Raw genomic sequence first — 11,838 nt, 5'->3', positions numbered from 1 at the left:
CCACCAGACCGGTGACCGCACAGTGCACGCCGGGGTTGTTATTTGGCGTTGACTTTTGGCACGCTGTTGAGTTCTCAAGGAACGGACGCTTCCTTTGAGACCCTTTCACCGGTCTCTCCGGGCGTTACGCTCTTCGGTGTTTCTTTGTTCTTGCTTTTCTTTCCGCGCTTCCAGCTTAGCACACCGTTTCCGGTCTGTTTCGCTTTCCGCTTTGCCTTCGGAATCGACCCTCGCGGGCTTTTCCCTGCGGCGCTCCAGACTTTAGCGGATCGCATTTCGTTTCGCCTAATCGGCGATCCGGTCTGCCATTCCGAGTCCATCCGGAAGGATCCAGGCACACGCCGACCGCGTACGCAGCGCAGAGCGCGCGACGTACCTCGTTCGAGAGTGGTGCTGCGGATCCCCGCTCGCGGGACCAGCCAGCGGGTGCCTCGGGCACACGCTGTCTCAGGTCTCCCTGCTGAGCGGTGGCATGACTGTACCCACGTCGTCACGCTCTCGCAAATCGAGGTTTGCCTCGCGTGTCCCCTTGGTACGCCTGGCCTCCGGGCCCTGGCAGGGCATCCACCCCAGGTCGGACAAGTCCGTTTCACCGAGCGGATCCCGAGCACGGTTCACTCATGAGGACTACGAGGGCATACCGAACACACGCGAACCCGATCGCGATGGTGATCCGGGTTGTCACGGCCATCGTCGTCGGCATCATCGTCCTGCACATCCTGTTGGTGCTCCTCGAAGCCAACCCCGCGAACGATCTCGTCCGGACGATGGGCGACTGGGCCGGCTCCCTGACCGAATGGTCGGAGAACCTGTTCACACCGGACAGCTACAAGGCCCGCATCTTCGTGAACGAGGGCCTGGCGGCGGTCATCTATGCGCTGATCGGCGGCGCGCTGTCCCGCGCCGCGACACGCTTCTGACCCGCACGTCTTGTCTCACGCCCGACGTCAGCCTGAAGTCAGGCTGACGTCGGGCGAACGTCGGGCTGACGCGCATCAGGAGTCTCGGCGGGACCGGCCGCACCGCGGTCGGCCTCCGGCGGGCTTCACGGAGCTCCGGACAAAGGAGTGCCAGGCGAGCGGGCACGCATCGAAGCGGGCCGAGCAGACTGGTCTCATGATGGTGTCGTCATATGACGCCGACCGGAGGACCTTGATGCCGCTGCTCACGCCCGAGACGTTGGGCGACCTGCTGGCCGAGTACGACTTCGACAACGGCTGCGTGACCCGGGTGGGCATCGACGATCCCTTCACCCCCGGCGGCGCGTCGGCCCGGATCGTGGTCGACGCACGGGACCGTGAGCACGGTTGGCCCTGGACGCCCATCGAGTTCCGGTTGGCCGGCCTGCGGGACTACCGGCTGGAGCACGGCAAGGGCTTCTCCGGGATGCTCTATTTCGACCCGGTCGTGTCCCGGTTCGCCGACGAGACGCACGGCGAACTGCTGTACCTCGACCTCGACCCGGTCGACGGCCCCGGCCAGTACGAGCCGGTCGACGCGGTGGACATCGTCGGGCGTTCGCAGTGCTTCTTCGCCGCCGAGCAGATCTCGTGGCACGTGCTGTCCCCAGAGGAGAGCCCGCGACTCGCGTCGGGCTCTCCGTCCTCGGCCGAGTAGGCCGGGCAGGCAACATCCGGACAGGCGGGCAGGCGAGCAGGCGGGGGTGCGGGCGACTCGCACGCCTGCCCGCTCCCCTTTGCTCGGCTCCCCCCAGCTCGCCGGCTCCTTGACTCCCGGGTCCGGACCTCCGTGACCGAGGCACGTTCAGCACGCCCGAACCCCGCGCCCGCACATACGTCACCGTATTGTCGTTTCCGCAGGTCAGCGTGCGCTGACGTACGATCGGAAGGTCACGTTCCGGTTACAAACCTTTCACTAACTCGGTTTTAACTTCTAGTTTCCCGGCATGCACCTCTCCACCAAGCACCTCGTCCCCGCCATGGCTGCCGGCGTGCTCGCGCTCGCACTGACGGCAAGTGCCTCGGCCGCCCCGAACAACCGTCCCCAGCCGAGCCCTTCGCTCGCTGGCATGAAGATCCTGCTGAGCAACGACGACTCGATGCAGAACGCGCGCCCCGACGGCTCCGACGGGCGCGGCCTCTACGAAGTCCGGCGCGCGCTGTGCGCGGCCGGCGCCGATGTCGTCGTGATGGCCCCGTGGCAGTTCATGAGCGGCACCGGCACGAGCATGACCGGCAGCGGCTCGCTGACCGTGTCGCAGCGCACCGCGCTGCCGGCCGGATTCGAGAACGACTGCGCCGGTGCCCCCGCAAAGGGCGTCGTCTTCGGCGTGTGCAAGAGCGCGGCCCCGTGTGGTCCGACGACCCCGAGCGCGACACCGGGCGACACCGTACGCCTGGCCCTGCGCGGCGGCCTGGCCGCCAAGGTCGGCTGGCAGAACGGGCCGGACCTGGTCGTCACCGGTGCCAACTCCGGCCCCAACGTCGGCAATGTGACCTACGAGTCCGGCACGCTCAGCGCGGCGATCATGGCCATCGAGAACGGCAAGCCCGCGATCGCGCTCAGCTCCGGCTTCGACCCCGCGACGTTCGGCATCACCCAGCGCACGTACCGCGAGTTCGCCGACTTCGTCCCCGGCTTCGTCGCCGACCTGAAGAAGCGGCGCCTGCTGACCGACGAGTACGCGATCAACGTCAACTACCCGAACGCCGTCGAGGGCAAGGACCCCGGCCGCCCCGTGTGGACCGAGATCGGCACCGAGACGGTGCTCGCCGTGTCGTACAAGCCGACCGGCGACACGTTCGCGGTGGGCATGGGCGACTGCAACACGCCGGGCACGTTCTGCCGCGACGAGGAAAAGCGCAAGTCGGACTGGGCCGAGCTGAACAAGGGCCACATCACCGTGAGCACGGCGACCGGCGACCGCTCGTACACCGGCAACGACGACCTGCGGCTCGAACTGTTCCTCAAGACCGGCCACTGACCGCGCGCGTCGAGATCGCGGCCCCGGCACGTTTCCGTGCGACGAACGCGCCGGGGCCGCGGTGTGTGCGGCACCGCGCCGCACACACCCGTCACCGGGCGGGGCCTTCTGCCTCTTCGGCATGTGCCCCGCCCGGTGCCACGTGCGGATACTGGTTCCATGGCGGAGAAGCAGCGGCGTACGCGAGGCGCAAGGGAGAGCGTGCGCGCCGTCGTGGACTCGGGGGCCGTCGAACTCGTCCCGGATCCCGACCGGCCCCGCGCCTGGACCCTTCTCCTGGACGGGGCACCGCAGTCACACGTCGACCTCGACGATCCGACGTGGCTGGAGTTCGAGTACATCCGCCGCCTGGGGCACATCGTCGACCTGTGCGCCCCGGCGCGGCAGCCGATGCATGCGCTGCACCTCGGCGGCGGCGCGCTGAGCCTCCCCCGCTACCTGGCCGCGACCCGGCCGCGGTCCCGGCAGCAGGTGGTGGAGATCGACGCGCGGCTGATCGCCTTCGTACGTGAGCACCTGCCGCTGGAGAAGACCGCGCAGGTCCGGATCCGCAACGGGGATGCGCGCGAGGTGGCCGCGAAGGCCCCGGACGCGGTGTTCGACCTCGCGGTCGTCGACGCGTACGGCGGCTCGCGCGTGCCCGCGCACCTGACCTCGGTGGAGTTCGTCCAGGAGATCGCGCGCACGCTGCGGCCCGATGGCGTCTACACCGCGAATCTCGCGGACGGCGGGCGCCTCGACTTCGTACGCGCCCAAATAGCAACCGTGGAAGCGGCCTTCCCGCACGTGCTGATGATCAGCGACCCCGCGGTTCTGCGCGGACGCCGCTTCGGCAACGTCATCGTGGCCGCCTCGCGGCGCGAACTGCCCGTCCCCGAACTGACCCGCCGCACCGCGGCCGATCCCTTTCCGGGGCGCGTGCAACACGGCGAGGCGCTCGACGACTTCACGGGAGGCGCGGCGGTCGTGGTGGACACGACCGCCGCAAGCTCCCCGATGCCGCCGCCCCGCATCTTCGACAAGCGCTGAGCCGCGGGCGGCAGTTCATTTGCGGGATTCCTCGACCCGGCCTTTCAGCATTCCGACGGCGATGAGCAACACCAGCGTCGCCAGAATGAGTGTCGGGGTCACCGCGGAACCCAGCAGGACCTTGCCCCGGTCGGTCAGGGTGAACACCGAGACGGGCAGCGTCCGCCAGTCCGCCGGGTAGATCATGACGGTGGCGCCGACCTCGCCCATCGACAGGGCGAGGGACAGGCTCGCCGCGGCCGAGACCGAGGGCAGGAGCATCGGCAGGCGGATGCGCAGGAGCACCCGGAGCGGGCTCGCGCCGAGGCTCGCGGCCACGTCCGCGAAGGCGCGGTCCGTGCGGTCCAAGCCTGCCGAGACGGTGGCGTACGCGAACGCGACGACCAGCACCGCGTGCGCCGCGATCACGATCCACTTGGTGGGGTCGAGCACCTTCAGACCGCGCTCGGTCGCTTCGGGCAGCGCCAACGCCGCCTCGGCGACCGCGAGTTCGTCGGCGTTGCGGCAGACCGTCAGGGATCCGGCGGACCGGAAGCCGACCCCGGGCACCTCGGCGCCGATCCGCTCCCACAGTTCGCGGGCTCGGACGGCGGTGCGCAGTTCGTCTCCGCCGGCCCGGCCGCCGACCCACACGAGGCCGAAGTTGCGGACCGAGGCGCCGCGCGCCTCGCGCTCGCGCTCGAGGTGGACGACGTCGTGTCCGCGCCGGACCGCCTGCCACGCGTGCATGGTTCCCAGCACGCCACCCCCGACCACGACGATCCGCACGTGGCGCCTCCCGGCTGTTCATGTCCGGGACGGTTCTCCCGGCTGGGCGGTGACCGGCGTGCGCGTGGTCGGTGCCGAGAATGCGGAGGCCGTGTGTCACCTGAATGAACGGCCCGTTAAGGTCCGGACCTGTTACCTCTTCGTTATAGATCTCAGGCGCAAGACCATACGACCCCCCGCTCGTGGAAGTGGTTTTGCCACTCTCTGCGGCAACTGCCCCGGTGTGCCGCCGCCCTCTTTCGGCCGGAGGGTTGGTACGCGGTCCTCTGGGGCCGCCGATCCTCAGGTCGCGGCGCGCAGGCGGGTGGCGAAGCCGATGCGGTCCCCGCGGAAGAGCTGCCGTACGCGCTCGATGGGAACCCCGTGCGGGTCGTACGACGTGCGCATCGTGAGCAGCATCGGCAGCGCCGGGTTGGTGCCGAGCAGCAGCGCCTCGCGCGGCGCGGCGAGCACCGTCTCCACGGTCTCGTCGGCCTCCGCGAACACAACTCCCAGGTCCTCCTGGAGGCAGCGGTACAACGACTCTTCCGGGCGCAGCACTTCGAGGATCGTCGGGAAGCGGTCGAGCGGGAGGTACGTGCTCTCCAGCCCTATCGGCTCCTCGTCGGCGAGCAGCACCCGCTCCAGGTGCACGGTGAGGTCGCCCGGCCGGATCCCGAGGCGCTCCGCGAGGTCGGGCTGCGCGACGTGGTGCTCGACCGTGACGACCCGCCGCCCGGGTCTCATGCCCATCGAGCGGACCGACTCGGTGTAGCTCGCGAGGCTGAGCGGCTGCACGAGCTTGGGCGGGGCGACGTAGGTGCCGCGTCCGCGCGCCGAGCGCAGGCGGCCCTCCATCACCAGTTCGGCGATGGCCGAGCGCAGGGTGCTGCGCGCGACCGAGTACTCGGCGGCCAGCTCGCGTTCGGGCGGCAGCAGCGCGTCCTCGCCGAGTTCGTCCATGAGCCCGAGCAGCCGCATTTTGACGGCGTACGACTTGGGGACGCGGCCGTGTTCGGGGATGCCGTCGCGGTAGGGACGCGCGGTGGAGTCCGGCGGCGCGGGCGTGATCGGAAGCGCGGGACGCGCGGGACGTACGGGCGGCTCGGCGGACATGGCCCCGAGCCTAGATCGTGTCTTCAAATTCTCGCCGGGCCCGCGACGGCTGGCGGGCCTTGGGTCTTCCCGCCGGTCCGTTCAGCGGCCCGGCGCGTCGCGCGAGGATTCCGGGGCCGGGTAGGTACGGCCCTTCCACGCGGCGCCGCGGCCGCGGGCGTGCCGGATCGCGGAGTCGACGGTCATGCCCAGGTAGAGCGTCGCGGCGAAGGGCAGCAACAGGGCCTCGTAGGCGGGGCGTCCGTAGTAGCGGACCATCGGCACGTACGTCGCCGTCATCAGCGCCCAAACCGCGAGGCCGAGCAGCGCGAGCGGCCACGCCCCCGCAATCGCGCCGACGATCAGGGCGACCGGGGCCGCGAGGTAGACCAGGGCGAGGCCGAACACGGTGCCGACCAACAGCAGCCAGGAGTGCCGCAGTTGGGCGAACGCGCTGCGCGAGACCATGCGCCACAGGTCGGCGAGCGCGGGGTACGGGCGGACGCTGTCGACGTGCACCGGCCACCACTCGGTCGCGTGCCGGCGCGGCGGGTCGGCGAGCACCAGCCGGACCCGGCCGCCGCCGCGCTTGACCAGCGTGCCGAGCGAGACGTCGTCGATCACCGCGTCGCGGATCGCGTCGATACCGCCGGCCGCGGCGAGCGACGTGCGGCGGACCAGGACGCACCCGCCCGCGGCGGCGGCGGTCCTGGACTTGTGCCGGTTGACCCGGCGGAACGGGAACAGCTTGCCGAAGAAGTAGACGAACGCCGGCACGATGACGCGCTCCCACCCCGTGGCCACGCGCAGCCGGGCCATGACCGAGACGAGGTCGAGCCGTTCGTCGGCGGCCTCGGCGACCAGGCGGGCCAGCGAGTCGGGGGCGTGCGCGATGTCGGCGTCGGTCAGCAGCAGGAATTCGGCGTCGCCGGCCAGTTCGACGCCGTGCCGGACGGCCCACAGCTTGCCGGTCCAGCCGCTCGGCGGCGGTCCGGGCGTGGTGACGGTGAGCGGGAGGCGTACGCCGGGCGCGTCGCCGAGCGTGCGGGCGAGTTCGCCGGTGCCGTCGCTGCTGCCGTCGTCGACGAGGATCACCCGCGCGGAGCCGGGGTACTTCTGGGCGAGCAGGGTCGGCAGCGCGGCGCCGATGATGTCCGCCTCGTCACGGGCCGGGACCACGACGGCGACCGACGGCGGTTCGGCGGGCGGCGTACGCGAACCCCGCGGCGCGAGGCGCGTGTCGGTCCGCCAGAACCCGCCGTGCGCCAGCGCGAGGTACACCCACGCCGCACCCGACAGGGCGGTGATCCACAGAAGCACGTCCACGAGGCACAGCCTGTCAGGCGCGGGGACCCGGCGCTCGCACCCTCGCCCGCACCGCGTCTTCGCCGGCGTCCGGGTCCGAACCCAGACCCGTGTCCGCTTCCATGTCCGCGCCCGCACCCGCGAGAGCCGCCGCGGCACGGTACGCGGTGCGCGCGGACTCCGGCCCCGGGTCCAGCGCCGCGACCGCGATGGCCCCCTCGGTGAGCAGCATGAGCTGGTCGGCGAGCGCCGGGCCGCCGCCCGTACGCTCGGCGACCTCGCCCAGGAGCCCGCGGAGCGCGCGCTTGTGACCGCGGACGATGTCGAGCACGGCGTCCGAGGTGTACCCGAGTTCGCCGAAGGCGTTGGCGAACGCGCAGCCCCGGAAATCCGGTTCGCCGAACCAGTCGGCGAGCCAGTCGTAGACCGCGCGGAGCGGGTCGTCCGGTGCGGCCCCCACCGCCGCCCGCAGATCGCCGATCCACCGGCCGTCGCGCCGGGCGAGGTAGGCGGCCACCAGGTCGGCCTTCGCCGGGAAGACCCGGTAGAGGCGCTTGAGCGGTACGCCGGACGCGGTCCGGATCTCGTCCATGCCGACCGCCTGCACACCGCGGGCGTAGAACAGCGCCTCCGCGGCGTCGAGCAGGCGGTCGCGGGCTTCGGCGTCGTCCACAGGGCCCTCCATTGCGGCGAGAACGATCGTTCTCTATCGTAACGGACATCGCCGAGAACGCTCGTTCTCGCGCATCGGACCGCCAACCCGAGGAGTCGCCGTGACCGCCGTACGCCCGCCCGTCCCGCCGTTCACCGAGGCCACCGCCCGAGCCAAGGTGCAGGCCGCCGAGGACGCCTGGAACACCCGCGACCCGGAACGCGTCGCGCTCGCCTACACCGAGGACTCGGTCTGGCGGAACCGCGACCGGTTCCTCACCGGGCGCGCCGAGATCCGCGCCTTCCTGGCCGAGAAGTGGGCGCGCGAGCTCGACTACCGGCTGCGCAAGGAGTTGTGGGCGTACACCGGGAACCGCATCTCGGTGCGCTTCGAGTACGAGTGGCACGACGCCGACGGCCAGTGGTGGCGCAGCCACGGGAACGAGCAGTGGGAGTTCGACGACGACGGGCTGATGCGCCGGCGCGAGGCGAGCATCAACGACATCCCCATCGAGGAGGACGAGCGCCGCCTCACCGAACACGCTTGACCTTGCCGCCGCGTCGACTTCCAGCGTGGCAACCGCGTCCAGACCGACGACCCGCACACGCCGGCGGTGGTCGCGGAGCACTACGGATGGGTGTCGGCGTTCTGGACGCCGGACGCCTACGCGTACAGCGGGCTCGGCCGGCTGTACGTCGACGACCCGCGCTTCCACGAGGTCTACGACGGCACTCGCGCGGGGCCGGCCGACTACCTGTCCGACGCGATGACGGCCTACGCACTGGTGCATCTCGTCGACTGATCCGCGCCCGTTGGGCCGTTCGGCGGTACTGCCGTTACCCCGTGCAGATGAATCGGTCTTTAATCACTCAAATGCCCTCAAGCCAGGCGGCCAGTCAGCCGAAAGTACCGACGCGGGGGTCTGTAACGGCCGACGTGGTCGCGACGGCCACCGGCCAGAAGGGCGGTGCCCTCATGGGTGATACCAAGTCCAAGTCGTGGGGCCAGGGCTATCCGGTCGGAACGCGCGTGCGCGTTCAGGTCGGCCTGAGCGCGGGTGAGCTGGGCGAGGTGGCGGACGTCTACGGCGACGCCCACCGGCCGCCGATCGCCCCCTTCCGTTGGTACGGCGTGCGTCTGCTGAACGGCCTGCGCCCGCTCTACCGGCACGACGAGCTCCAGCCCGTGCACTGAACCGGGCGGGCCGGTCGACACACCGACCGGCATCCCGGTCCTGAAGGGCCCTTCGGGCCCGCGTCAGGACAGGGCCGATACGCGTACGCCGACCGCACACAACGCGGAAGCGACAGCTAGGAAGGTCCCGGCGCCGTCAACATCGCGACGACGACCCGGACGAGATCGGCCCGGAACGCCGCACCCTCAACCGGTCGCGGCCGTCCCGCCTGGACGTGCCGCGCCCGGTCGGCGAAAGCCGAGCCGACCAGCATCACCATGAGCTCGACGCGCTCCCTCGCGAGAGCGTCGGGCAGTACCGCGCGGCGCACGCCGTCCCCGGGACCGCCGCCGCCCGTCCGCACCAGCTCGGCGACCCGGGTGAACACACCCCACAGCATGCCGCCGGCCAGCGTCTCGTGCGGACGCCCGTCCCGGAACCCGGTCTCGTGCGCGAGCTGGCTCACGATCCGCAGGCAGTCCCGCCCGCTCTCGTCGCGCAGCTCCGACGCCTCCGCCTCGATATACGCCGCGACGAGCCGGGTGAGCTCCGTCGCTCCGCCGCCCGCCTTTGCGGCTCGCGCTTCCGCGGCCTCCGCCTCCGCGCCGCCGTCCTCGGGCGGTGCGAGACGCACCGCGAGGGCGCGCTCGACGCGCGCCTGGTGCTCCGCGAGGATCGCCCGCAGCAGCCCGTCCCGGGATCCGAAGTGGTAGTGCAGCGCCGAGGAGTTGGCCTGCCCGGCCCGCTCGGTGATGTCCCGGGTCCGCGCCCCGTCCACGCCGTGCTCGGCGAACAGCTGCTCCGCCGCGCGCACCAGTCGGCGCCGCGTCGTCTCCGCGGCGGTCCGCGTCCGTCCACGTCCCGCCGACGCCTCGGTCGGTCTTGTAGTCACGCCCACAACCGGATATTAATCGATCCCATTAGTCAGTCATCTCATCGTCGCGGCACACGGCGCGGCAAGCACCAAGGGCGAGGATCCCCATGCTCAGACTCGGCATGATGGCACCGTTCGCGGACGGATTGATCACTTCCGGCGGTTTCCTGCGCGACTTCGCCGGAACGCTGGAAGAGTGCGGCGTGGAATCCCTGTGGACCGTGGAACACGTGGTCATCGCGGAGAACTACGAGCCGCTGTACCCCTATTCGGAATCGGGCCGCACGCCCAGCGGCGGCGAGAACGTCCCGATGCCCGACCCCCTGGAGACCATCGCGTTCCTCGCGGGCGCCACGGGCACGCTGCGCTTCGGCACCGCGATGGTCGTCGCCCCGCTGCACAGCCCGGTGGTGCTGGCCAAGCGCGCCGCGACGATCGATCGGCACTCGGATGGGCGCCTGATGCTCGGCCTGGGCATCGGCTGGCAGAAGGAGGAGTACGCCGCCGTCGGCGCGCCATATGCCGACCGCGGACGCCGCCTGGAGGAGACCATCGGCGCGATGCGGGCGCTGTGGGCCGACGCCCCCGCGTCGTACGAGGGACGGCACGTGTCCTTCAGCCGCCTCAACTCGCTCCCCCGCCCCGCGTCCGGCGCGGTGCCCGTCGTCCTCGGCGGCAACAGCGACCCGGCGGTGCGGCGGGCGGGCCGGATCGGCGACGGCTGGTTCCCGTACACGATCACCCCGGAGGACTTCGCGACGCAGGCCGCGCTGCTGCGCGAGACGTCGGCCGAGGCGGGCCGGGCCGCGGACGCGGTCGAGATCACCGCATGGCCCGGAAGCTGCGACCGCACCCGCGAGAACGACCCGGCCTGGGTCCGCGGCTACACCGAGCACGGCGCCACGCGCCTGGTCGTCGCCCCGCGCATCGCGGGCGACGACGGCCTGCTCGGCCCACGCGGCCTCGACGCGTTGCGCGACCAGATCGCCCGCTACCGCGACGACGTGCTGGACAAGCTGTGAGCACGGCATCGGCAGCTCCGACGGCCGGGGCAGGGGTGTCGGCGGTGCCGGCGGTGCGCATCCACGACACGGTCGTGCTGCAGCGCGGCCACGCCGACTCCTGGACCGAGCGCCTGCGCCGCGAGTACGCCCCCGGTGCGGCACGTCGGGGGCTCGCCCTGGAATCGGTCGCGCGTGAGCACGTGGGGACGGACACGGTCGCCGTCCACATCCTGTGGACACTGCCCGGCATCCGGGCGTTCTTCGGCATGCGTGCGGCAGCGGGCACGGACCCGTCGGTCGCGGCGTTCTGGTCCGCGACCGACGAGATCGCGGTGCGCCGCGAACGCCGTGTCACCGCCCCGGAACCGGCCGTGGATCCGGCTCTGGATCCGGCCGTGGATTCGCCCGTCGACGGGGAGGTTCCCGCATGACCCGCTGGGTGGCTCTCGCCCCGGCCGAAACGCCGGTCCCGGACGGCGCCGTCGGCGGACCCGACCTGCCCGGGAGCGTCGGAGGCACCGGGGCGACCTGGGACTGCACCGGAGACCGGCCGCCTCCGGGCGCGTCCGAGGCGGTTGCCCTGGTGCCCGTACGCGCCAAGGCCGTTCCGCTGGACGGCCGCCGCGTGAAGCGCACCCTGCTGCTGACCGTGCGCGCGGGCGCCGACGCGGACGCCGTCGCGCGGTTCGAGGCCGACCTCATGGCGATGCCGGACCACATCACCACGATCCGGGGCTGGGCACTCAGCCGGGTCGACCAGGACCGGACGCCGTCGGCGTGGACGCACGTGTGGGAGCAGGAGTTCGCCGACGTCGATGGGCTGACCGGCGAGTACCTGACGCACCCGTACCACTGGACGTACGTGGACCGCTGGTTCGACGGGGAGGTGCCGGGTTCGATCGTGGAGCCGCGCCTCGCACACCTGTTCCGCTGGACGGACGGGCCGGTCCTCGGTCTGTAGCACCGCCGGGCAACCACCCGGTCACCACGCTCGGGACCCGTGGCCCCGCGGGT

Annotated in this window: 14 protein-coding genes and 1 pseudogene; 10 read left to right on the top strand and 5 right to left on the bottom strand. The window is 71.5% G+C overall.

The annotated features are described in order from the left end of the window. Nucleotides 1-620 precede the first annotated feature (620 nt). The 4 genes from ACWD12_RS26580 (at nt 621) to ACWD12_RS26565 (ending at nt 3,973) form a co-directional block, all read left to right on the top strand. On the top strand, nt 621-920 hold the full coding sequence (locus ACWD12_RS26580; protein WP_358351317.1) for a hypothetical protein: 300 nt from the start codon (nt 621-623) through the stop codon (nt 918-920). Between the two features lie 196 nt (nt 921-1,116). Beyond that, nucleotides 1,117-1,617, top strand: a complete 501-nt coding sequence (locus ACWD12_RS26575; protein ID WP_450101644.1) for a hypothetical protein — start codon at nt 1,117-1,119, stop codon at nt 1,615-1,617. A 289-nt stretch (nt 1,618-1,906) separates the two neighbouring features. Next, nucleotides 1,907-2,944 (top strand): 5'/3'-nucleotidase SurE, encoded by a 1,038-nt coding sequence (locus ACWD12_RS26570; protein ID WP_450101643.1) that lies wholly within the window; start codon nt 1,907-1,909, stop codon nt 2,942-2,944. A gap of 159 nt (nt 2,945-3,103) precedes the next feature. Next, the gene (locus tag ACWD12_RS26565; RefSeq protein ID WP_450101642.1) at nt 3,104-3,973 is read left to right on the top strand and encodes a spermidine synthase; all 870 of its coding nucleotides are present in this window, start codon (nt 3,104-3,106) and stop codon (nt 3,971-3,973) included. Nucleotides 3,974-3,988: 15 nt separating this feature from the next. Here the strand turns inward: ACWD12_RS26565 and ACWD12_RS26560 are convergent, their stop codons facing one another. The 4 genes from ACWD12_RS26560 to ACWD12_RS26545 all read right to left on the bottom strand — a co-directional run bounded on the left by ACWD12_RS26560 (nt 3,989) and on the right by ACWD12_RS26545 (nt 7,793). After that, the gene (locus tag ACWD12_RS26560; protein WP_450101641.1) at nt 3,989-4,741 is read right to left on the bottom strand and encodes an FAD-dependent oxidoreductase; all 753 of its coding nucleotides are present in this window, start codon (nt 4,739-4,741) and stop codon (nt 3,989-3,991) included. Between the two features lie 282 nt (nt 4,742-5,023). Continuing rightward, nucleotides 5,024-5,836, bottom strand: a complete 813-nt coding sequence (locus tag ACWD12_RS26555; protein WP_450101640.1) for a GntR family transcriptional regulator — start codon at nt 5,834-5,836, stop codon at nt 5,024-5,026. 81 nt (nt 5,837-5,917) lie between these two features. After that, the gene (locus ACWD12_RS26550; protein ID WP_450101639.1) at nt 5,918-7,141 is read right to left on the bottom strand and encodes a glycosyltransferase; all 1,224 of its coding nucleotides are present in this window, start codon (nt 7,139-7,141) and stop codon (nt 5,918-5,920) included. A gap of 13 nt (nt 7,142-7,154) precedes the next feature. Beyond that, nucleotides 7,155-7,793: a TetR/AcrR family transcriptional regulator gene (locus ACWD12_RS26545; RefSeq protein ID WP_450101638.1), complete on the bottom strand. Its 639-nt coding sequence runs from the start codon at nt 7,791-7,793 to the stop codon at nt 7,155-7,157. Between the two features lie 100 nt (nt 7,794-7,893). Between ACWD12_RS26545 and ACWD12_RS26540 the strand changes: the two genes are divergently transcribed. The 3 genes and pseudogenes from ACWD12_RS26540 (at nt 7,894) to ACWD12_RS26530 (ending at nt 8,966) form a co-directional block, all read left to right on the top strand. Then, a complete protein-coding gene (locus tag ACWD12_RS26540) occupies nt 7,894-8,319 on the top strand; it encodes a nuclear transport factor 2 family protein (RefSeq protein WP_358351280.1) in 426 nt (141 codons plus the stop codon). Nucleotides 8,320-8,367: 48 nt separating this feature from the next. After that, nucleotides 8,368-8,574 (top strand): annotated as a pseudogene (locus ACWD12_RS26535) (TipAS antibiotic-recognition domain-containing protein); the annotation flags it as partial. A gap of 173 nt (nt 8,575-8,747) precedes the next feature. Further along, entirely contained in the window at nt 8,748-8,966 is a 219-nt protein-coding gene (locus ACWD12_RS26530) for a hypothetical protein (protein ID WP_358351275.1), read from the top strand. 116 nt (nt 8,967-9,082) lie between these two features. Here ACWD12_RS26530 and ACWD12_RS26525 read toward each other — a convergent pair whose 3' ends face one another. Next, nucleotides 9,083-9,838, bottom strand: a complete 756-nt coding sequence (locus ACWD12_RS26525) for a TetR/AcrR family transcriptional regulator (protein WP_450101637.1) — start codon at nt 9,836-9,838, stop codon at nt 9,083-9,085. A gap of 89 nt (nt 9,839-9,927) precedes the next feature. Here ACWD12_RS26525 and ACWD12_RS26520 point away from each other — a divergent pair, with 89 nt between their 5' ends. From ACWD12_RS26520 to ACWD12_RS26510, 3 genes are read left to right on the top strand one after another with little or no spacing between them, the layout of a single operon-like run. Continuing rightward, nucleotides 9,928-10,842 (top strand): LLM class F420-dependent oxidoreductase, encoded by a 915-nt coding sequence (locus ACWD12_RS26520; protein ID WP_358351270.1) that lies wholly within the window; start codon nt 9,928-9,930, stop codon nt 10,840-10,842. After that, nucleotides 10,839-11,255 carry a hypothetical protein gene (locus ACWD12_RS26515; RefSeq protein WP_450101636.1) on the top strand — a complete coding sequence of 139 codons (417 nt, stop codon included), beginning with the start codon at nt 10,839-10,841 and terminating at the stop codon, nt 11,253-11,255. The genes ACWD12_RS26520 and ACWD12_RS26515 overlap by 4 nt, the downstream gene beginning before the upstream one ends. Further along, nucleotides 11,252-11,785, top strand: a complete 534-nt coding sequence (locus ACWD12_RS26510; RefSeq protein WP_450101635.1) for a Dabb family protein — start codon at nt 11,252-11,254, stop codon at nt 11,783-11,785. The genes ACWD12_RS26515 and ACWD12_RS26510 overlap by 4 nt, the downstream gene beginning before the upstream one ends. Nucleotides 11,786-11,838 lie beyond the last annotated feature (53 nt).

The organism is Streptodolium elevatio, from assembly GCF_053592165.1.
Note: the sequence above shows the minus strand (reverse complement) of the source record. Positions and strands in the feature narration are given on the sequence as shown.